Genomic DNA, 20,583 nt, shown 5'->3' on the forward strand with positions numbered 1-20,583 from the left:
GCGGTTAAGGAGTCCAGGGACTGCCTAACCGCTCACAGGGGCCGGAGGACCCTGAGGATCGCCGCACCGATGTCCTGATCGTCGACGCCCGTAGCCAGGCGTCGGAGTTGCAAGCCGGTGATGACGGCGACGAGAGTGGATGCAATCGACTCCGGATCCGGTATACCGAGTGCCGTCAAGATCGTGACGGTCAAATCGTCATACGCGGCAAAGCATTCGACGGCGACTTCATGTAGCTCGTGGTCTCGGCCGGCGGCGATGTACATCTCGAACGGCGCGATCCGCTCGGCGGAGAACGACAGGTCCCGCGTCACCTTCTCGGCAATTGCCGCGGCGTCCTCGACGCTCAGACCTTTGTCGCGGTACTCCTCTGCCAAGGCTCGCAGGCGCGTCGTCTCGTCTGTCACGAAACGAGACAGCGCCGCCCGAAGCATGTCCGACTGGCTCGCGAAGTGATACGTGATCGATCCGAGTGAGACGCCCGCCTGCGCGGCGATGCGCCGGTTGCTCACGCCGGGGATGCCGTCGGTACCGACGACGTGCAGAACGGCATCGAGTATTCGCTCGCGAACGTCGCGGTTACTCATCGATTCACCACCACGGCTCGGGGCGGACCTGATCCCAACGCAGGACCGATTCCAATTGTGAAGCGAGCGAGACCAACAGCGGTTCGGTGTTCTCGTTGCCCATCAACTGCGCACCGATGGGTAGGCCGGCCTTGCTGAATCCGGCCGGCACGTTGACCGAGGGCCAGCCGAGGACGTTCCACGGCCACGCGTACGGGCAGGCGCCGGTCATGACCTTGTCGGTGTCCCAACCGCCGATGCCGTCGATGGCGGTCGCCATGATCGGGGGAGTTGCCGTCGTGGGTGCCAGGACGACGTCGTAGGTGTCGAAGATCGCTCCGATCCGCTTTCGCATCCGCGGCTCGGCTGCGCGGGCTGCGCGCAGAGGTGCGCCGCGAAGGAGCTTGCCGTTCTGGGCATTTCCGCGTGTTCGGGCATCGACCAGTGTCGGGTCGGGAACGCGTCCGAGCCAGTCGTGAACTCCGACGAGGGAGCGGGGCAGAAAGTTCAGGCCGAAGATCAGGCCGTACGCGGGATCGTCGACGACGACGTGATGTCCGAGTTCCCGCAGCGTATCGGCGATCGAATGCACGGCCAGGCGCACCTCGGGGTCCAGCTTCACGGGAGTGGCAGTGAATGGATTGCGGAGGGAAAGAGCGATTTTCAGCTTGCCGGGGTCGCGTCCTACCGCGTCGCTGACCGTCACCGGTGTCGGCTTGTGGAGATCGCCGTCGTGGTTGCCCGCAGCGACGTCGAGCAACAGTGCGGCGTCGGCGACGGTGCGGGCGAGCGGGCCGTTGACCGTGAGGCCGTAGAAAGCTTCGGCGTCGGGCCAGGTGGAGATGCGCCCGCGCTGCGGCTTGATTCCGACGAGGTTGGTCCAGGCCGCCGGTATCCGGATGGAACCGGCGCCGTCGGAACCGATTCCGGCGCTGACCAATCCGGCCGCGACGGCCGCGGCGGTGCCGCCCGACGATCCTCCAGGGGTGTGGTGACGCGACCACGGATTGCGTGTGTAACCGAAGGCGGAGCCGCTCGTGAGCGGCCACTGGCCCAGTTCAGGGCTGTTGGTCTTGCCTACGATCACTGCGCCGGCGTCTCGGAGGCGTCGAATCATCTCCGAGTCTTCGGTCTTGGCCGGGAAATCGCCAGGGCAACCGAAGGCGGTGGGTTCGCCGGTGATGTCGACATCGTCCTTCACTGCGATCGGCACACCGAGTAGCGGTAGGCGCTCACCGAGCGCGAGACGTCTGTCGGCCTCGGCAGCTTCCTCGAGAGCCTTCTCTCGCCGCACGATCTTGAACGCATTGAGATGAGGCTGAGTTGCGTCGATCCGGGCCAGCGCTGCCTCGGTCGCCGCGACGGACGAGGTGACGCCCGAAGCCAGACTCGCAACCTGGTCGACGAGACCGGGGGCGAGATCGTGGTCGGTTCGAGAAGTCATCGGTTTCCCTTCGCACAAACTGTTCGTTCGAACGAACAGTAACTTGTTTCAGTATTAGGCACGTTCGGTTCCGCGTCAAGATCGCGTCAAGACGCCAGGTCGGTGCGTAAGTGGATCGTCAGAGACGCGGAATCCGTCCTAACCGAGGTCGAAGCTGAGAGAGCGCACCCGGTCGAGGCGACCGAGCGTCATGGCTGCGATGCACAGCAGCACGGCAAAAGATTTCGAAGAGGGAAGCTCATGGCCGATCTGGCCTACGTTGCTCTGATTCTCGGCGGTTTTCTCGTGTGCGCGCTCGTGCTGCGCGCCCTACAGGCGAGCGCTCCCAAATGACGGTTGCCGGCGTGGTCAGCGTGGTTCTGATCGCCGTCGCCGCGGCATTGGTCATCTATCTGCTTGTTGCACTCGTAGATCCTGAGAGGTTCTGATGTCGCCCGCTCTTGCAGCCGGCCTGCAGATCGCTTTTGTCCTCGTCGTTCTTGCCATCGCCTACGTTCCGGTGGGCGACTACATGGCGCGTGTCTACTCGTCGACGCGAGATCTGCGCGTCGAGAGTGTGATCTACCGCGTCGGCCGGATCGACTCTCGCGCCGAGCAGACATGGTATGGCTACGCCGCGAGCGTTCTCGGATTCTCGCTGGCGAGCGCCTTGTTCTTGTACTTCCTCCAACGGATCCAGGGTGTACTGCCGCTGAACGACGGACTGTCAGGCGTCAGCCCCGCCGTTGCCTTCAACACCGCGATTTCCTTTGTGGCGAACACGAACTGGCAGTCGTACACGCCGGAAACCACGATGAGCAACTTCGTTCAGCCCGTCGGTCTGGCGGTGCAGAACTTCGTCTCGGCAGCAGTGGGCATGGCAGTGGCAATCGCGTTGGTGCGTGGCTTCATCCGTGTGGCCAGGGGCGGTGAGATCGGCAACTTCTGGGTCGATCTGACGCGTGGTTCTCTACGCATCCTCCTGCCCTTCTCCTTCGTGATCGCCCTGATCCTGTTGAGCCAGGGAGTGATCCAGTCCTTCCACAGTGGTTTCGCCTCCACCGGCCTCGACGGCAATGCGGTGACCAATGCACTTGCTCCCGTCGCGTCCCAGGAAGCGATCAAGGAACTCGGCACCAACGGTGGCGGGATCTTGGCTGCCAACTCGGCGCACCCGTTCGAGAATCCCACCCCGGTGAGCAATATCGTCGAGATCCTGGCGATACTGCTGATCCCGGTTTGCCTCACCCGGACATTCGGAACCCTGGTCGGTGACCGACGGCAAGGCCTCACCCTGCTGGCAGTGATGGGAATCCTGTGGAGCGGACTGCTCGCGGTGACGCTGGCGGCCGAATCCGGTGCCCGCGGTGTCGCTGCCACTGCGGCCGGTTCGATGATGGAAGGCAAGGAAGTTCGCTTCGGAATCCCCGGATCGGCATTGTTCGCGGTGGCGACAACGGGAACGTCGACGGGTGCGGTGAACTCGGCCCACGACAGCATGTCGCCCCTCGGCGGCGGAGCGGTCCTGCTCAACATGTTGCTCGGCGAAATCGCCCCGGGCGGAGTAGGAACCGGCCTCTACGGGATTCTTGTGCTGGCACTGATCGCAGTGTTCGTCGGCGGATTGTTGGTCGGTCGCACCCCCGAATACCTCGGCAAGAAGTTGGGTCGACGCGAGATCACCCTTGCGGCGCTGTCGATCCTGGTCATGCCCGCGCTGGTCTTGATCGGTACCGCCATCACCGTGATCCTCGGTTCGACCACCGGTTATCAAGGCAATGGGGGAGATCCGGGCACGCCGGGATCGATTCACGGGTTCAGCGAGGTGCTTTACGCCTTCGCTTCCGCCTCGAACAACAACGGCAGCGCGTTCGGCGGTCTGACGGTCACCAGCGACTGGTTCCAGTCGTCTCTCGGAATCTGCATGCTCCTGGGCCGGTTCCTGCCGATCATCTTCGTTCTCGCTTTGGCCGGTGCGCTGGCCTCGCAGAAGAAGGTGGCGCCGACGGCCGGCACCCTCCCGACATCCGGACCAATGTTCACCGGTTTGTTGACCGGCACCGTCGTTCTTGTTGCTGCACTTACATTCTTCCCGGCCCTCGCGCTGGGCCCGCTAGCGGAGGCTCTTCAATGACCGTGCGTATCAGTGAGAAACCCGTGGTGGCGCAAGACGCTGCCGACAAGGTTGATCCAGGGCAGTCCCGTCAAGTACACGCAGGTGTTTTCAACCCGCGGCAGATGATCACCGCGTTGCCGGGGGCCGTGCGCAAACTCGACCCACGCCACCTCGCCCGCAACCCGGTCATGTTCGTGGTGTTCGTCGGTTCCGTCATCACCACCGTCATGGCGATCGCCGATCCCTCGGTGTTCTCCTGGGTGATCACCCTGTGGCTCTGGTTCACGGTGATCTTCGCGAACCTCGCCGAATCCGTGGCCGAAGGGCGAGGCAAGGCGCAGGCGGCGAGCCTGCGAAAGGTGAAGCAGGACACCACAGCACATCGGATCACGATGAGCGGTGCGATCGAATCGGTGTCGGGCACCGAACTGGTGGTCGGCGATCGGGTGATAGTGGTTGCCGGTGAGGTCATCCCCGGCGACGGCGACGTGGTCGAAGGTATTGCGTCCGTGGACGAATCGGCGATCACCGGTGAATCCGCACCGGTAGTCCGTGAATCCGGTGGCGACCGCTGCGCTGTCACCGGTGGTACGACGGTTCTCTCCGATCGCATCGTCGTGGAAATCACCGCGGCACCGGGTAGTTCGTTCGTGGACCGGATGATCGCGCTCGTCGAGGGTGCCTCGCGACAGAAGACACCCAACGAGATTGCGCTCAACATCCTGCTGGCGTCGTTGACTGTCATCTTCCTCCTCGCCGTCGTAGCCATCGGCCCGATGGGCTTGTACGCAGGGCACGAACAGGATCCGATCAAGCTGATCGCACTTCTCGTCTGCCTGATCCCGACGACCATCGGCGCGCTGCTCTCGGCGATCGGTATCGCAGGGATGGACCGCCTCGTCCAGCGCAACGTTCTCGCGATGTCGGGGCGCGCGGTGGAAGCTGCGGGCGACATCGACACCCTGTTGATGGACAAGACCGGAACCATCACCTTCGGTAACCGCCGGGCCACCGCGCTCCATCCGGCGCCAGGTGTATCCGCCGACGATCTGGCTGCGGCGGCACGCTTGTCGAGCCTGGCCGACGGAACTCCCGAGGGACGGAGCATCGTCGAGTTGTGCGCTGCGGAGTTCGGTCTCGCTGCCGAGCCCACGCTGGACGAGGAACGCGCAGAGTTCGTTCCGTTCACGGCACAAACACGGATGAGCGGACTCGACCACTCCGGACGCCAAATCCGAAAGGGCGCAGCAGATGCGGTGATGAACTGGGTCGTCAGCGGCGGTGGACACGCAGAGACCGCGGTGACCGACACCGTGAACGACATCGCCCAAGCCGGCGGTACACCGCTGGTTGTAGCCGTCAAGCACAGCGAAAGCACCTCGATACTCGGCGTCATCGCATTGTCGGATGTCGTCAAGCCGGGAATGGCCGACAGGTTCGCCGAACTCCGGGCGATGGGTATTCGCACGATCATGATCACCGGCGACAATCCGTTGACCGCAAAGGCGATTGCCGACCAGGCCGGCGTCGACGACTTCATGGCGGAGGCCACGCCGGAGGACAAGCTGGCCCTGATTCGGAAGGAACAGGAAGGCGGGCGCCTCGTCGCGATGACCGGTGACGGGACCAATGACGCTCCCGCCCTTGCCCAGGCGGACGTCGGCGTCGCGATGAACACGGGAACCTCGGCAGCCAAAGAGGCCGGAAACATGGTCGATCTCGATTCCGACCCCACCAAGCTGATCGAGGTAGTCGAGATCGGCAAGCAACTGCTGATCACCCGCGGCGCGTTGACCACCTTCTCGTTGGCGAACGATCTCGCGAAGTATTTCGCAATCCTGCCTGCATTGTTCAGCGGCATCTACCCGCAACTGGACGCGTTGAACATCATGCGGCTCGCCACCCCCGAATCGGCGATCGTCTCGGCCGTGATTTTCAACGCCCTGGTAATCATCGGGTTGATTCCGTTGGCACTCAAGGGTGTTCGATACCGACCGTCGACGGCGTCGCAGTTGCTCGGACGCAACCTGCTCGTCTACGGGCTCGGCGGCGTGATCACACCGTTCGTCGGTATCTGGCTGATCGATCTCGTCGTACGTTTGATTCCTGGAATTGGGTGACCTGACATGCGTTTCACTATCGGTTTTGCCAAACAGGTGTGGGCGGGTTTGCTCGTATTGCTCGCGCTCACCGTCGTTCTCGGTGTGATCTACCCCGCTGCGGTCTGGGGTGTCAGTCGGATCAGCTCCGGATCTGCCGAAGGCTCACCGGTCACCGATGCCGCCGGTTGCGTGGTCGGCAGTGCCTGGGTGGGTGTAGATCCACAGGTAGCCGAAGGGCAGCAGGACCCGTTCTTCCACAACCGTGTTGTCGGATCGGTATCGGACGAGGATCCTTTTGCCACCGGTGATCCCGCTGCGGCATTGCCGTCCAATCAGGGGCCGAGCAGCGAAGTTCTGGCCGGATTCGTCATCGAACGTCGGGCCGCCATCGCGGCCCGTGAGGGCGTCGACCCGGCATCGGTGCCCGTCGACGCGGTCACCGGTTCGGGATCGGGTATCGATCCCCACATCAGTCCGGCGTACGCCGAATTACAGGTCGCGAGGGTGGCGGCGAACAACGGCATCTCGGAAGAGAAGGTGCGGGATCTGGTGGCCGAGCACACCGACGGCAGACAACTCGGATTTCTCGGGGTCGAGCGAGTCAACGTCCTCGAATTGAATCTGGCACTCGGATTGACGGCACCTACGTGTGCTACGCCGACGACTGGTGGATGATTGTCACGTGAGTTCTTCGGAGAAGGTCGGTCAATCTTTCGGTAGGGCACGCAAACGTGGTGAATTGCGTATCTACCTCGGCGCTGCCCCCGGCGTCGGAAAGACCTTCGCGATGCTCGGTGAGGCTCATCGGCGTCGAGATCGGGGCTGTGACGTGGTCGCGGCCGTCGTGGAGACACACGGCCGCGCCCGCACCGCGGCGCAGATCGGAGACCTCGAGATCGTGCCGCCCAAGCTGGTGGATTATCGCGGAACTCGGATGCCGGAACTGGACGTCGAGGCCGTGTTGGCTCGGCGTCCGGCCCTTGTCCTGGTAGACGAGTTGGCACATACCAACACGCCAGGGAGCAAGAATCACAAGCGCTGGCAGGACGTACAGGAACTGCTCGAAGCCGGGATCGACGTTCTGTCCACGGTCAACGTGCAACACCTCGAAAGCCTCAACGACGTTGTCGCGCACATCACCGGCGTGGTTCAGCAGGAGACGGTTCCGGACGCGGTAGTGCGTAGTGCGGCGCAGGTCGAGCTGGTCGACATCACCCCGGAGGCGCTGCGCCGCAGACTTTCTCACGGAAACGTGTATTCACCGGAACGGGTCGATGCGGCCTTGGGCAATTACTTCAGACGCGGAAACCTCACGGCGCTACGCGAACTGGCACTGCTGTGGGTGGCCGATCAGGTGGACGCCGCACTGGCGAAATACCGGGCCGAGAACAAGATCACCGATACCTGGGAAGCGCGCGAGCGTGTCGTCGTTGCCGTGACCGGGGGACCGGAGTCGGAAACCCTGGTACGACGCGCATCTCGTATCGCGTCGAAATCGAGTGCCGAACTGATGGTGGTCCACGTCGTGCGCGGTGACGGACTCACCGGGGTCTCGGCCCCGGAGATGGGCAAGGTGCGTGCATTGGCCGTCGGGGTCGGCGCCACACTCCACACCGTCGTCGGTGACGACGTACCGTCGACGCTCCTCGAGTTCGCCCGCGAGGAGAACGCCACCCAGTTGGTACTGGGAACGTCGCGGCGATCTCGGCTGGCCCGCATCCTCGACGAGGGGATCGGCGCCGCGGTCGTTCAGCAGTCCGGCGGTATCGACGTCCACATGGTCACGCACGAGGAAGCGACGGCGCGACGACGCATTTCGGTGCTGGGGCGCTCGGAGCGCCGGGTCCTGTCGTGGATTGCGGCGATCGTCGTGCCTTCGCTCGCGGCCGCGATCATGGGGCTCGTCGACCGAATCTCCGGGGTCAACGGCGAGAACGCACTGTTCTTCGTCGTGGTCGTTCTGGTCGCCCTCCTCGGCGGCGTCGGCCCGGCGATATTGTCGGCACTGATCTCGGGACTGCTGCTCAATTACTTCTTCACCGATCCGCGGTACAGCTTCACCATCGCCGAACCTGACAACTTCATCACCACTGTCGTGCTGTTGATCGTGGCTGTGGCAGTTGCCGTTCTGGTCGACGCCGCAGCAAAGCGCGCCCGCGAGGCGAAGCGCGCCTCCGAGGAAGCCGAACTGCTCACACTGTTCGCGGGATCAGTTCTCCGCGGAGCGGATCTGTCGACACTTCTGGCGAAGGCACTCGAAATCTATCGCCAGCGAGGGGTTTCCGTCATTCATCACGACGACGGAGTCATCGCCGCCGTGGGTACGCAGCCGCCGACCACGGACGACGAAGCGGATACGGTCTGTGAGGTCAACGACGGGGAATACGCGCTGTTGTTGGCTGGGCCCGACCTGAGTGCGCGTGATCGACGGGTGCTGACGGTGGTGGCTCACCAAGCAGTCGGGATGATCCGCCAGGAGGAACTGACAGTCGAGGCGAGCAAGGCTGCCGCGCTCACCGAGGCCGATCAACTGCGCCGAGCCCTGCTGTCAGCGGTAAGCCATGACCTGCGAACGCCTCTCGCCGGAGTGAAGGCGGCGGTGTCGAGTCTGCGCAGCGACGACATCGAGTTCTCGCCCGAGGACACCGCCGAACTACTCGCGACCATCGAGGAGTCGGCGGATCAGTTGACGGCACTGGTCGGGAACTTGCTCGACTCGTCCCGCCTTGCCGCCGGCGTGGTGAAACCCACGCTGCGGCCGGTGTATCTGGACGAGGTGGTTCACCGCGCATTGCTGGGCCTCGGCATCGGTGGACGCTCGGATTCACGGGCTCGAAGCGTAGTCGTCGACGTGGGTACCGTTGCAGTGCAAGCAGATCAAGGTCTGCTCGAACGGGTGATTGCGAACATCGTCGACAACGCTCTGCGCTACGGGGGAGAAACCCCGGTGCGAGTTGGGGCGGCGCAACTCGGTGATCGTGTGGTGATCAGTGTTGCCGATACGGGCCCGGGTGTTCCGCGAGGTGAGGCCGAAACGATGTTCCAGCCGTTCCAACGGATGGGAGATCGCGACAACACCGGCGGAGTGGGCCTCGGGCTTTCCGTGGTGCGCGGATTCGTCGACGCAATGGGCGGAACGGTCAGCGCCACAGACACACCCGGTGGGGGATTGACGATGATCGTGGAGTTGGCTGCGGCCGGTACGAATGGGAATGGATCATGAGTCGAATCCTGGTAGTGGACGACGAACCGCAGATTCTGCGAGCTCTGCGTATCAATCTTTCGGTGCGCGGGTATGAGGTGGTGACCGCGTCGACCGGCGCCGGCGCACTGCGGGCTGCTGCCGAGCGTCCACCGGACGTCGTGGTACTCGATCTCGGACTGCCGGACATGGACGGCACCGAAGTGCTTGCCGGCCTGCGCGGCTGGTGCACGGCGCCGGTCATCGTGCTCTCGGCGCGCACCGACTCCGCGGACAAGGTGGAGGCGCTCGACGCCGGTGCTGACGACTACGTCACCAAGCCCTTCGGGATGGACGAGTTTCTGGCCCGCGTGCGCGCTGCGGCGAGGCGGGGAACCTCCGCGGCGGACACTTCGGAACCGTCGGTCGAGACTGCGTCCTTCACGGTGGACTTGGCTGCCAAAACAGTGAGTCGGCGCGGTGAACAGGTGCACCTGACGCCGACCGAGTGGGGCATGCTCGAGATGCTTGTGCGCAACCGCGGAAAGCTGGTCGGGCAGAAGGAATTGCTTCGGGAGGTGTGGGGACCGGCGTATGACACCGAAACCCACTATCTGCGTGTCTACCTTGCTCAGCTTCGTCGCAAACTCGAAGACGACCCGGCCAACCCCAAACATCTGATCACCGAGGCGGGAATGGGTTATCGATTCGTGGTGTGAGGCGCCAGGTGTGAGAAGCCAGGTCAGAGAACCACTACCAATTTGCCACGAGCCGTGCCGGCTTCCATTTTCGCGTGTGCTCGGGCGATGTCCTCGAACGCGAATACCTCGTCGATCGGGACCACTGCATCGCCTGACGCCACAGCGGAGAGGAAGTCTTGCAGTACGTCTGCAGTCAGGTCGGACGCGTCCCCACCGTACGAGGTCAATCGCACTCCGCGTGGAATGTAGTCGATCGGATAAAAGTCTTTGACTGTCCACTCGTTGGACAGCATGCCCGTGAAACACACGGTGCCGTGAACGCGGGTCGCGCGCAACGTGTCGGGAAGTGTTGGTGTTCCGACCAATTCGAGGGCCAGATCAACACCGCCCGGAAGGATGTCTCGAACCTGGCCGGCTACAGCACCGTGGTCGACGATAACGTGGTCAACCCCGATCGCGGTCAACGACGATGCTTTGCTCGCATCTCGGGTCGTCGCAAGGACAGTGAGTCCCCACTGCTTCGCCAGGACTGCGGTTGCCATGCCGACTGAGGAGGTTCCTCCCCGGATCAACAGGGATTGACCGGATTTCGCGTCCAGTCCTACCGTTAGCGAGCCGTAGGACGTCTGCAGCATCTCTGGAACAGCTCCCACTGTCGACCAGTCCAGTTCGCTCGAGAAGGGAACGACCTGACTGAGGGGAACGCACGTGTACTCGGCGTATCCGCCGTCGAACGTCCTCCCCATCCCGCCCATCATGGCGGCGACCTGCTGTCCTTCGGCCAACTCCCCGCCGGGGCAGTTCACCACTTCACCGACGGCCTCGATGCCAGGCACCCGCGGGAATGTCACGCCGTCGGCGAGGCCGAGTCGGGTGTGGAGTTCGGATCGATTGAGACCGAAGGCCTTCACCCGGATCAGCACCCACCCGGTGACCGGCACCGGTATCGGAATCTCCTTGATCGTCAATGCTTCTGGCGGACCGGGGGCGTCGAGCACGATTGCCCGCATTGTGGCAGTCATGATTTCTCCTTCGTGGCCGGTGTCAGTCGACGGTTGACCTCGCGGAGCGTGGCCAGTGTGGCGCCGAACCGGTCGAGAGCCTCGGGTGTCAGGGCGGAACCGAGACGGCGTTCCAGTTCGTCGTCGAACGTGTCATTCGCCCGCCCCAACAGTGCATTGCCCTCGGGGGTCAACTCGATGAGTGAGGATCGTTTGTCAGCGGGATTGGATTGTCGACGGCAGTGGCCCGAGGACTCGATCCGATCCACCAACTTGCTGGTGCCGCCGACGGTGATCGCGAGTGCTTCGGCGATGTCGAAGACCCGGCAGGAACCGAGTCTGCCGATGATCTGCATCGGCTCGAATCGGCTCAGCGGCAGGTCGTGCTCGGTTCGGAGTCTCTGGTCGATAGCCGTCCACAATTCGGTTTCGAAGCGGACGAGATTGTCGAAGTGGCTACTCAGGTCTGACCTGGTCACAACCAGACTCCGAATCGATATGCATTCCGTGGAATCATTTTTTCACCGTACGCCTGATTCACTATAAATTCCATGGAATCTATTTGCGGGCTTCCGCTTTGTCGACAGGGCATGGGAACATATGTTCGTGTCGCACGAACCGTTCGAGCAAGAAACGCCAGGTGATCACCCTGGCGCTACTCGTTCTGGCGCTACTCGTTCTGACGGCAGTCGGCCTCCGGGTGACGCAACGATCCTGCACGCGGACCTCGATTCGTTCTACGCATCAGTCGAGCAACGCGACGACCCGACTCTGGCAGGTAGGCCTGTCATCGTCGGCGGTGGCGTGGTCCTGGCGGCAAGCTACGAGGCCAAGGCCTTCGGGGTTCGAACTGCGATGAGCGGTGGTCAGGCCCGTTCCCTGTGTCCCCAGGCGATAGTCGTTCCTCCGCGAATGTCCGCATACTCGCAAGCGAGCAAAGACGTGTTCGACGTCTTTCATGACACGTCGCCGCTGGTCGAGGGAATTTCGATCGACGAAGCGTTCCTCGAGGTCGGGGGATTGGCCCGGATCGTCGGCACGCCATTGCAGATCGGTGCGAACCTCAGGCGTGACGTCGCCGAGCAGGTCGGACTACCGATCACGGTCGGCATCGCGCGCACCAAGTTCCTGGCCAAGGTCGCGAGCGCGTTCGCGAAACCCGACGGATTGCTGCGGGTGCCACCAGAGGGCGAAACCGAATTCCTGCATCCGTTGCCTGTCGAGAAGCTGTGGGGCGTCGGCAAGATCACCGCCCAGAAGCTGCGAAACTTCGACATCGTGACGGTGGGCGACATTGCTCGGCACGACGAATCCTCGATCGTGTCGATTCTCGGCGGCGGCGCCGGCCGGCATCTCTACGCGCTCTCGCACAACCGAGATCCGCGCCCGGTCCGGGCCTATCGCGGCCGCAGTTCGATGGGCGCGCAGCATGCGCTCGGTCGCGGATCCCATCCCCGCACAGAACTCGATGCGTCGTTGATGTCGCTGGTCGACCGTGTCAGTCGACGCATGCGCTCGGCGCAGCGGACGGGGCGTACGGTCACGCTCCGCCTCCGCTTCGCAGATTTCACGCGGGCTACTCGATCTCACACGCTGCGCCGGTCCACGGCCGACACAGCGGAACTGCTGAACGCCTCGATGGTGCTGCTGGACGAAGCGATACCGCTGATCGCGGACAAGGGCATCACGTTGATCGGTGTGGCAGTCTCCAACCTGGATCGGGACGGCGCCGAACAACTCGAATTGCCCTTCGACGGTCCAGGATTCGCGGGTCCGGACACTGCCGCCCTCGACTCGGCGATGGACAGCGTCCGGAAGAAGTTCGGCTCCGCAGCCCTCACGAGGGGAGTCCTTCTGGGGCGCGACCCGGATCTGTCGGTGCCGTTGCTTCCGGACTAGGTGAGATTTTCTCGCAGAGTTGCTCCGTCGTACTCGCGACGGAACAACCCACGAGCCTGCAATGCCGGAATCACGTGATCGACAAAATCTTCCAGACCGTGGGGATAGGTCGGTGGCATCAGATTGAAGCCGTCGGCGCCGCGGCCGTGCAACCAGGCTTCCATTTCGTCAGCGATGGATTCGGGTGTTCCGATCATTGTTGCGTGTCCGCCACCGGCAGCCAATGTTCCGAGGAGCTCACGCACTGTCGGTGAATCCTTCTCGACGATCCGCAGAATCGTTGCGTAGCGTCCCTGCGGCCCGGTGAATGCCTCGAGCGGCGGTAGTGGGGGGACAGGACCGTCGAGATCCCAGTCTTCGCAGTTCTGTCCGGTGAACAATGACAGTTGGCGTATCGACTGTTCAGTGGGCAGAAGGCGGTCCAATTCGGCCTTCTTCGCCCTGGCTTCGGCGACCGTGCTGCCGACGTAGGTGACCAAGCCCGGCATGACCGCGACGGCGGCGGAATCCCTGCCGGCGCGTTCGATTCTCGATTTCACGTCCGCGTAGTACTTCTGCGCGCTGGGGAGGTCGTAGGCAACCGAATAGATTGCTTCGGCGCGCCGCGCCGCCAGATCGCGACCCTGCTCGGACGCCCCGGCCTGGAACAACACCGGCCTACCCTGCGGGGATCGCGGAACCGTCAACGGGCCGTCCACCCGAAAATGCTTGCCGTCGTGATTGATTCGAGAAATCTTGCCGGCGTCGGCGAAACGCCCGCCGCGGTCGAGGATCAGGGAGTCTTCCGACCATGAATCCCACAGTGCGAGGGCTACTTCGACAAATTCGTCGGCTCGTTCATATCTGGACGCGTGGTCCGGCATCGCCTCCAGTCCGTGGTTGCGCGCTTCCTGGTCGAACATCGAGGTCACGACGTTCCAGCCGGCCCGGCCGCCGCTGATGTGGTCGAGTGATGCCAACAGCCGCGCCGCGTGAAACGGCGTGTAGAAAGTCGTGGAAATGGTGGTGACCAGACCGATGTTCGTTGTCGCTCGCGCCATGGCAGTCAATGCGGTGATCGGCTCGAGAAACCACGACGCACCCGACTCGGGTTCGCGAACACTGTGACCGTCAGCGAAGAAGACGGCGTCCAGCTTGCCGCGTTCGGCGATCTGGGCGAGCGACTCGTAATACGTGATGTCGCCGAGCCTTTCGACCGGTGAGTCGCGGTGACGCCACGCTGCACTGTGATGTCCGCACTCGAGAAGAAACGCACCTATCCGTAGCTGTGTTCCCATCAGTTCTTGACGAGTCCGCCGTCGACAACCAGGTTCTGGCCGGTCACGGCCCGCGACCAGGGCGAGGCGAAGAACAGTGCGGCGTCGGCGAATTCGTCCGGTGTCGTGACCCGGCGCAGGGGAGTACTTGCCGCGATCATGTCGAATACTGCTTCCGGCGTCGCGGCACTCGCGTCCGTGGTGCGGAGCAAGCCGCCGGAGACCATGTTGACGGTGATCCCGTCCGGACCGAGGTCCGCGGACAATGTCCTCGTCAGTGCCAACAGTGCGGCTTTGGCGGCGGTGTAGTCGTGGTACGGAACTACCGGATTCTGGACCAGATTGGTTCCGACAGTGATGATTCGGCCGAACCCGAGTTCTCGCATGCCGGGGAGTGCTGCCTGGGTGGTGTTGAGTGTCCCGGCGACAGCTCCGCGTAGTTGGGAGTCGAAGTCGGCCCAGGTGATCGTGTCCGCGTTCGGCCGGGCGTCACCGTTGAACGAGAAGTCGACGAGTGCATTGTCGACCACGGTCGAGATCGGTGCGTCGAATCGCTCGAGTGCAGCGGCGAACAACTGATCGACGGAGCTGCGGTCCGTCACGTCCGCCTGGACTGCGAAGGTGCGATCCTCGCCCAGTTCGGCGACCAGGGCCTCGGCGGCATCACGGCTCTTGTTGTAGTTCACGATCACCCGGGCGCCTGAGCGGGAGAATGCTCGGCTCAGTGCGGCTCCGAGCCCGCGGGCGCCACCGGTGATCAGGACGATCTGCTCGCTGAGTTCGAGAGCGCGCTGAAATTGCTGTTCGGTCATGTCGACATCCCTCCGCCAGTGCTAACTGGTCAGGTTCATCGGGTCTGATCTCAGCCGACTTTTTCGGCACCCCGTGTCGCCGTCCATCAGACCACGAGAGGTGAACCCACCTGAACGCCGGGTGCGTGGTAATTGCCGGCGCGATGAGTTTTCGATCGCTGGGGAGTCGTTATTGGCAAGCGAAGTGGCAACCGGCCGCTCGCCTTCGCCCCGGGAGATTCCGATGACTACCCAGCCTGCCCACCACGACACCCTTTCCGGTGATGCAACACGAACGGCACCTTCGGGGACCGCGCGCAAGGTCGGATACGTCCTGAGTGGTCTGTTCGTACTTTTCATGCTGTTCGACGGCATCATCCACATCCTCAATCTGCAGACGGTCAAGGACGCCTCGGCCGAGCTGGGGTTGCCCGACTCTCTTGCCCTGGCAGCCGGGGTGGTGCAGTTGATCTGCCTTGCGCTGTACGTGATTCCGCGAACGTCCGTGCTCGGCGCGATTCTGCTCACCGGTTACCTGGGTGGCGCTGTGTTGACCAACCTTCGAGCTGAACAGCCTCTGGTGAGCACCACATTGTTTGCCGTCTACGCCGGAATCGTGATGTGGGCTGGACTGTATCTCCGAGATGAGAAGGTTCGCGAGATCATTCCGCTCCGTCAGGCCTGAAATCAGGCCACCGAAGGGGTTGCGTGGGACGCGGTGTCCCATTATGTTTGACCTCATTCAAGTCCGTCGACTGCAATCGGCGGACTGGCCGTGAGGAGACACCGATGGCTCGGTCAGCGTCGATCGAAGTGGAACTGCCGTACCACGAGGTACTGCAGACTTTGTCCGAGGGCTCAGTGGCCCGCAGTTTTGATCCCTACCTCGACATCGACTGGGATTCACCAGAGTTCGCGATCGATCCACATGATCCGAGATGGGTGCTCTCGTCCGTCTCGGACCCCCTCGGCGCGACGCAGTGGTACCAGGAGCAGTCCCTGGAACGTCGAATCGCGATGGGAATGTGGCGTCAGGCCAACGTGACCAAGGTGGGTTCGGCGTTCGAGAGCATCTTGATCCGGGGAATGCTGCAGTACATCATGGCGCTTCCCAATCAGTCACCCGAGTTCCGGTACTGCCTGCACGAGATGACCGAAGAGTGCAATCACATCCAGATGTTCCAGGAACTCGTCAATCGTATGGACATCGACGTGCCGGGTATGCGTCCGATGTTCCGGCGACTCTCGCCCATCATCGGAGTGCTGGGTGCCAAGTTCCCGGTCATCTTCTTCATAGGCATTCTTGCCGGAGAAGAGCCGATCGACCACTTCCAGAAGGACTTGATCCGCGAAGGTAAGGACACCCCGCCGGCGATGCTCCGCACCATGGAGATTCACATCGCCGAAGAAGCGAGACATATTTCGTTTGCGCACGAGTTCCTGCGCAATCACGTTCCCAGGCTCAGTCGTACCAGTCGGGCAATGACGTCGGTAGCCTTCCCCGGCGCGATGCGTTGGCTCGCAGGCGAAATCATGTCACCGCCCAAGGAATTCGCCGAAGAATTCGGCATTCCCGAAGACGTGATGGCGAGTGCTTTCTGGGGCAGCCCGCATTCCCGCCGAATTCTGGGGAACTACTTCGGTGAAATGCGGGCCCTGGCAGACGAACTCGGTCTGATGAACCCGGTGTCGAAGCGGGCGTGGCGAAAGCTGGGCATCGACGGCGACTACGCACGCTATCGCGGCGAGCCGAAGCGCTCCGACAAAACACGGATCTAGTCAGGTGGCCCGGATCTAGTCAGGCAGCGAGGACTGGCCGTCGGAGGACACCAGTTCAGCGATGAGCGTGGACAATTCGACGTGGGGATCGATCGTGAGGCCGCTCGAGCGGGCAACGCCGTCGAACATGTACCAGGTGTATTTCGCGAGGTCGGCGACGATCTCTTCGCGGCTCGGGTTCGGATCGGTGCTTCGGACCCAGTGGGTGAGCGTGCCCTCGACCATTGTCACCACTGCGAACGGTAGTGAATCGAAGGGTGAGGAGTCGATCCCCACGGATCGACCGACTTCGGTGATAGTGGTGCGGGCCGAGTCGGCGATTGTCGCCTTCAGGCTGCTGATCGCGTCGATGCTCTCGTCGTCGTAGTCGGTGGGGCCGGTACCCATGAACTCGTGAATCCGTGGATGCTCGGTGATCCACTCGGCGACGGCGCTGATGGTTCGGGTCAGGATCTGGTCGAGAGTGCCTACCGAAATGCTCATCGACGCATCCAGGGCCGCCGCAAATTGGCCGAGCACAAACGCTCGGACTCGTCGATCGAGGTCGTCTCGGCCGCTGAATTGTCGGTACACCACCGACTTGGCGAGGCCGGCACGGTCGGCGATCTGCTGGACGGACACCTCGGCACCTGCCGCGCGCTCTTCGATCAGTTCGACAGCCGAGGTGAGTATCCGTTTCTGACGCTCGGAGTTGTGTCGCTCCCACCGCGCTTCGCGACCGGTCAACTCTGCAGTGACAGGTTGCGCAATTGCGTCGCTCGGCATCGCGCCAGTCTATCCGGACGGACCTGCCGTGTTTCCGACTTGCTCATCGGGCGCGGCATCGGGATCGGTCGTCGGTACGACGTGGGACACTGGTCGAGTGAGGTTGTATCGAGACACGGCGGTGGTGCTGCGCCTGCACAAACTGGGCGAAGCCGACCACATCGTCACGTTGCTCACCCGTCAGTTCGGGTTGGTGCGTGCCGTGGCCAAAGGTGTCCGCCGAACAACCTCCAAATTCGGGGCAAGACTCGAACCGTTTGCTCACATCGACGTGCAGCTTCTCCCCGGCAAGAATCTCGACATCATCACCCAGGTGCAGACAGTGGATGCGTTCGCCACCGACATCGTCGACGACTACAGCCGGTACACCACGGCCTGCGCCGTACTCGAAACTGCCGAGCGGTTGGCCGGTGAGGAACGTGCGCCGGCCCCGCAGCTTCAGCGATTGACGGTGGGTGCACTGCGCGCGATCGCCGAGCAGGCACGACCGGTCGAGTTCGTGCTCGACGCGTTCTTGTTGCGAGCCATGGGCTATGCGGGTTGGGCACCTGCCCTCGAAGAGTGTGCGCGCTGCAGCGCTCCTGGACCGCACCGGGCATTTCACGTCGCCGCAGGTGGAGCTGTGTGTACCTATTGCCGCCCGGCGGGTGCTGCGACGCCGTCACCCGGAGTGCTCGACTTGATGGAAGCCCTGCTCCGAGGAGAGTGGGAGGGTACCGACTCGGCGCCCGCGACTCTGCGGACTCAAGCCAGCGGACTGGTCGCGGCACACCTGCAGTGGCATCTCGAGCGCCAATTGCGGACGTTGCCGCTGATCGAGCGTTCGAGGCCGCATGCAGCCGTCGAGGTCGACTTGTCCGTGAGGCAGGATGGAACCCGTGATTCGACGACGCGAACCGCGAACTCCGCTTGATCCTGCTGCTGAACGGGTGATCCGGCCACCGGACCCACATCCGTCCGGGGCGACCCCGCCCATCCTGCAAACCGAACTCATCCCGCGCCACGTCGCGTTGGTGATGGACGGCAACGGTCGGTGGGCTCAAGAGCGCGGTTTGCCGCGAACCGCCGGGCACGAACGCGGCGAAGCTGTCCTGATGGACACGGTGTGCGGTTGCATCGAGATGGGCGTCGAGTGGCTCTCCGCCTACGCCTTCTCCACCGAGAACTGGAAGCGCAGTCCCGACGAGGTTCGATTCCTGATGGGCTTCAACCGTGACGTCATCCGCCGCCGACGTGACGAGATGAACGAAATGGGTGTGCGTGTTCGGTGGGCCGGCCGTAAACCGCGCCTGTGGGCGAGTGTGATCAAGGAACTCGAGATCGCCGAAGAACTGACCAAGAACAACACCGTCATGAACTTGACCATGTGCGTGAATTACGGCGGCCGGGCCGAAATTGCCGATGCGGTAAAGGAAATCGCGAAGCGCGTCGCCGCCGGCGAGATCAATCCGGACAAGATCACCGAGGCAACGGTGGCCAAGTACCTCGACGAACCCGACATGCCCGACGTCGATCTGTTCCTGCGTCCATCGGGAGAACAGCGGACATCCAATTTCTTGATCTGGCAATCCGCCTACGCCGAAATGGTGTACCAGGAGAAGCTGTTTCCCGATTTCGATCGCCGCGACCTCTGGGCCGCGTGCGTCGAATACGCCTCACGCGACCGTAGATTCGGTGGCGTCAAATGACAGGGGAGAACATGACCGATACCACCGACGAAGCATCCCGCCTTCAAGAACGTGCGGCCGCCTCGCTGGCGCATTTCGTGACGGTCGATGTGGCTGCCGACGGATCACTGGGTTTTCAGTACTCCGGCGCGCTGTGTTCGATCCAGGCGATGAATCTGTCCGAGGGTCTGGACGTGCTGTCCATGACGTGTGTTCTCGCGTGGGACCGGCCGGTCAGCGCGGCACTGCATCGCAAGGTGGCCGAGCGGAATCGGACCATCCAATTCGGCTCGATCGCGGTGTTCGGTCACGGCAGCCTGGCGGACGTCATCCTGCGGTACACGTTCCCGGCGGCCGGACTGGACGACGAGGCACTGACCACGATGTTGCTACTCGCGCTCACCGGCGCCGATACCGCCCGGCAGGGTTTGATTCCCTGACGCTCTCAGGAGGCGGCGCAGTCGCGGCAGGTACCGAAGATCTCCACGGTATGGCTCACTTCGGTGAAACCGTTGTCCTCGGCGATGGTCTGTGACCACTGCTCGACGGTCGGGCCCTCGACCTCGACGGTGAATCCGCAGTTGCGGCACACCAGGTGATGATGGTGGCCGGAGGAGCACCGACGGTAAACGGACTCGCCCGTGTCGGTGCGCAGAACGTCGATGGTTCCGGCGTCGGACAGTGCCTGCAGCGTGCGGTAGACGGTGGTCAAGCCGATGCCCTCACCGCGCTTGCGCAGTTCGTCGTGCAGTTCCTGTGCCGACTTGAATTCGTCGATGTCGTCGAGCAAGGCGGAGATGGCGCTGCGCTGCTTCGTGGAACGAACGCCGACGGTGGCCGGTCCACGTTTCGAGGTCGTACTGCCCGGAGTGTTCATGCGGTGGAATCTCATCCTTCTTCGGCGTGGGCGACAGCGTCGACGACGATGTGTGCGAGGTGATCGTCGACGAGTCGATAGAGAACTTCTCGTCCGTTGCGTTCGCCGCGGACGACGCCCGCTGCTTTGAGAACGCGCAGATGCTGGCTGATGAGTGGCTGAGTGACACCGAGAGCGCCGACGAGTTCGTGAACGCAGCGCTCCGACTCGTGCAGTTGGAGCACGATCGCGATGCGAACGGGTGCAGCGAGTGCCCGCAGAATTTCGCCGGCGGCCGCCAAGGTCTCCTTGGGTGGCACGGGCGCGGGAGGTGCGGCTTCGAACGGGTCGTGCGTGTGTCCGAGGTCGGAATGATCATGGCTTTTGTGGAGATCGCCGGTATCCGCAATGCTCACAGCGAGGCTCCTTCGAGGGGTAGATCATGATGTCCGGGCATAGCCATCTCACCACATTATTGCA

Annotated in this window: 21 protein-coding genes and 1 riboswitch; of the genes, 12 read left to right on the forward strand and 9 right to left on the reverse strand. The window is 63.1% G+C overall.

Annotated features, from left to right (window positions below; all coding sequences use genetic code 11):
- Nucleotides 1–32 precede the first annotated feature (32 nt).
- The gene (locus ACFWEM_RS25420; RefSeq protein ID WP_378538178.1) at nucleotides 33–587 is read right to left on the reverse strand and encodes a TetR/AcrR family transcriptional regulator; all 555 of its coding nucleotides are present in this window, start codon (nucleotides 585–587) and stop codon (nucleotides 33–35) included.
- A gap of 4 nt (nucleotides 588–591) precedes the next feature.
- Nucleotides 592–2,010 carry an amidase gene (locus ACFWEM_RS25425; RefSeq protein ID WP_378538181.1) on the reverse strand — a complete coding sequence of 473 codons (1,419 nt, stop codon included), beginning with the start codon at nucleotides 2,008–2,010 and terminating at the stop codon, nucleotides 592–594.
- A gap of 329 nt (nucleotides 2,011–2,339) precedes the next feature.
- Between ACFWEM_RS25425 and kdpF the strand changes: the two genes are divergently transcribed.
- Genes kdpF through ACFWEM_RS25455 form a run of 6 tightly spaced genes read left to right on the forward strand, consistent with a single transcriptional unit; the run spans nucleotide 2,340 to nucleotide 10,107 of the window.
- Nucleotides 2,340–2,438 (forward strand): K(+)-transporting ATPase subunit F, encoded by a 99-nt coding sequence (gene kdpF, locus ACFWEM_RS25430; protein ID WP_007731078.1) that lies wholly within the window; start codon nucleotides 2,340–2,342, stop codon nucleotides 2,436–2,438.
- The gene (kdpA, locus tag ACFWEM_RS25435; protein ID WP_283304186.1) at nucleotides 2,438–4,123 is read left to right on the forward strand and encodes a potassium-transporting ATPase subunit KdpA; all 1,686 of its coding nucleotides are present in this window, start codon (nucleotides 2,438–2,440) and stop codon (nucleotides 4,121–4,123) included. The genes kdpF and kdpA overlap by 1 nt, the downstream gene beginning before the upstream one ends.
- The gene (gene kdpB / locus ACFWEM_RS25440) at nucleotides 4,120–6,225 is read left to right on the forward strand and encodes a potassium-transporting ATPase subunit KdpB (protein WP_378538201.1); all 2,106 of its coding nucleotides are present in this window, start codon (nucleotides 4,120–4,122) and stop codon (nucleotides 6,223–6,225) included. The genes kdpA and kdpB overlap by 4 nt, the downstream gene beginning before the upstream one ends.
- Nucleotides 6,226–6,231: 6 nt before the next feature.
- Nucleotides 6,232–6,882 (forward strand): potassium-transporting ATPase subunit C, encoded by a 651-nt coding sequence (locus ACFWEM_RS25445; RefSeq protein WP_378538205.1) that lies wholly within the window; start codon nucleotides 6,232–6,234, stop codon nucleotides 6,880–6,882.
- Between the two features lie 7 nt (nucleotides 6,883–6,889).
- Complete coding sequence (locus tag ACFWEM_RS25450) at nucleotides 6,890–9,430, forward strand: DUF4118 domain-containing protein (RefSeq protein ID WP_378538209.1); 2,541 nt, start codon at nucleotides 6,890–6,892, stop codon at nucleotides 9,428–9,430.
- On the forward strand, nucleotides 9,427–10,107 hold the full coding sequence (locus ACFWEM_RS25455) for a response regulator (RefSeq protein WP_003944545.1): 681 nt from the start codon (nucleotides 9,427–9,429) through the stop codon (nucleotides 10,105–10,107). Before ACFWEM_RS25450 ends, ACFWEM_RS25455 begins: the two co-directional genes overlap by 4 nt.
- Before the next feature lie 23 nt (nucleotides 10,108–10,130).
- Here the strand turns inward: ACFWEM_RS25455 and ACFWEM_RS25460 are convergent, their stop codons facing one another.
- Both ACFWEM_RS25460 and ACFWEM_RS25465 read right to left on the reverse strand, forming a co-directional pair.
- A complete protein-coding gene (locus ACFWEM_RS25460) occupies nucleotides 10,131–11,111 on the reverse strand; it encodes a zinc-binding alcohol dehydrogenase family protein (RefSeq protein WP_378538211.1) in 981 nt (326 codons plus the stop codon).
- A complete protein-coding gene (locus ACFWEM_RS25465) occupies nucleotides 11,108–11,569 on the reverse strand; it encodes a MarR family winged helix-turn-helix transcriptional regulator (protein WP_378538214.1) in 462 nt (153 codons plus the stop codon). The genes ACFWEM_RS25460 and ACFWEM_RS25465 overlap by 4 nt, the downstream gene beginning before the upstream one ends.
- A gap of 121 nt (nucleotides 11,570–11,690) precedes the next feature.
- On the opposite strand from ACFWEM_RS25465, the gene dinB reads away from it, so the two are divergent.
- Nucleotides 11,691–12,989 carry a DNA polymerase IV gene (gene dinB, locus ACFWEM_RS25470; RefSeq protein ID WP_378538221.1) on the forward strand — a complete coding sequence of 433 codons (1,299 nt, stop codon included), beginning with the start codon at nucleotides 11,691–11,693 and terminating at the stop codon, nucleotides 12,987–12,989.
- Here dinB and ACFWEM_RS25475 read toward each other — a convergent pair.
- Nucleotides 12,986–14,266 carry an LLM class flavin-dependent oxidoreductase gene (locus tag ACFWEM_RS25475; RefSeq protein WP_378538228.1) on the reverse strand — a complete coding sequence of 427 codons (1,281 nt, stop codon included), beginning with the start codon at nucleotides 14,264–14,266 and terminating at the stop codon, nucleotides 12,986–12,988. The two genes, dinB and ACFWEM_RS25475, sit on opposite strands and share 4 nt — an antisense overlap.
- Nucleotides 14,266–15,057: a 3-oxoacyl-ACP reductase gene (locus ACFWEM_RS25480; protein ID WP_378447905.1), complete on the reverse strand. Its 792-nt coding sequence runs from the start codon at nucleotides 15,055–15,057 to the stop codon at nucleotides 14,266–14,268. Before ACFWEM_RS25480 ends, ACFWEM_RS25475 begins: the two co-directional genes overlap by 1 nt.
- Nucleotides 15,048–15,141: riboswitch (TPP riboswitch) on the reverse strand. Its footprint overlaps the gene before it by 10 nt.
- A 139-nt stretch (nucleotides 15,142–15,280) precedes the next feature.
- Between ACFWEM_RS25480 and ACFWEM_RS25485 the strand changes: the two genes are divergently transcribed.
- Together ACFWEM_RS25485 and ACFWEM_RS25490 are read left to right on the forward strand one after the other, a co-directional pair.
- Nucleotides 15,281–15,721, forward strand: coding sequence for a DoxX family protein (locus ACFWEM_RS25485; RefSeq protein WP_378538231.1), 441 nt, complete (start codon nucleotides 15,281–15,283; stop codon nucleotides 15,719–15,721).
- A gap of 104 nt (nucleotides 15,722–15,825) precedes the next feature.
- A complete protein-coding gene (locus ACFWEM_RS25490; protein ID WP_378538233.1) occupies nucleotides 15,826–16,815 on the forward strand; it encodes a diiron oxygenase in 990 nt (329 codons plus the stop codon).
- Nucleotides 16,816–16,830: 15 nt separating this feature from the next.
- Here the strand turns inward: ACFWEM_RS25490 and ACFWEM_RS25495 are convergent, their stop codons facing one another.
- On the reverse strand, nucleotides 16,831–17,580 hold the full coding sequence (locus ACFWEM_RS25495; protein ID WP_378538236.1) for a TetR/AcrR family transcriptional regulator: 750 nt from the start codon (nucleotides 17,578–17,580) through the stop codon (nucleotides 16,831–16,833).
- Between the two features lie 97 nt (nucleotides 17,581–17,677).
- Here ACFWEM_RS25495 and recO point away from each other — a divergent pair, with 97 nt between their 5' ends.
- The 3 genes from recO to ACFWEM_RS25510 are packed head-to-tail and all read left to right on the forward strand — an operon-like array spanning nucleotide 17,678 to nucleotide 19,687.
- Nucleotides 17,678–18,493, forward strand: coding sequence for a DNA repair protein RecO (recO, locus tag ACFWEM_RS25500; protein WP_019749002.1), 816 nt, complete (start codon nucleotides 17,678–17,680; stop codon nucleotides 18,491–18,493).
- Nucleotides 18,450–19,268 carry an isoprenyl transferase gene (locus tag ACFWEM_RS25505; RefSeq protein ID WP_019749001.1) on the forward strand — a complete coding sequence of 273 codons (819 nt, stop codon included), beginning with the start codon at nucleotides 18,450–18,452 and terminating at the stop codon, nucleotides 19,266–19,268. The genes recO and ACFWEM_RS25505 overlap by 44 nt, the downstream gene beginning before the upstream one ends.
- Entirely contained in the window at nucleotides 19,265–19,687 is a 423-nt protein-coding gene (locus ACFWEM_RS25510) for a YbjN domain-containing protein (RefSeq protein ID WP_003944449.1), read from the forward strand. Before ACFWEM_RS25505 ends, ACFWEM_RS25510 begins: the two co-directional genes overlap by 4 nt.
- A 5-nt stretch (nucleotides 19,688–19,692) precedes the next feature.
- Here the strand turns inward: ACFWEM_RS25510 and ACFWEM_RS25515 are convergent, their stop codons facing one another.
- Together ACFWEM_RS25515 and ACFWEM_RS25520 are read right to left on the reverse strand one after the other, a co-directional pair.
- Complete coding sequence (locus ACFWEM_RS25515; RefSeq protein WP_020908177.1) at nucleotides 19,693–20,124, reverse strand: Fur family transcriptional regulator; 432 nt, start codon at nucleotides 20,122–20,124, stop codon at nucleotides 19,693–19,695.
- An 11-nt stretch (nucleotides 20,125–20,135) separates the two neighbouring features.
- Complete coding sequence (locus tag ACFWEM_RS25520) at nucleotides 20,136–20,519, reverse strand: metalloregulator ArsR/SmtB family transcription factor (protein WP_003944457.1); 384 nt, start codon at nucleotides 20,517–20,519, stop codon at nucleotides 20,136–20,138.
- Between the last annotated feature and the right edge of the window lie 64 nt (nucleotides 20,520–20,583).

The organism is Rhodococcus sp. NPDC060176 (assembly GCF_042728675.1).
Classification (GTDB): domain Bacteria; phylum Actinomycetota; class Actinomycetes; order Mycobacteriales; family Mycobacteriaceae; genus Rhodococcus_F.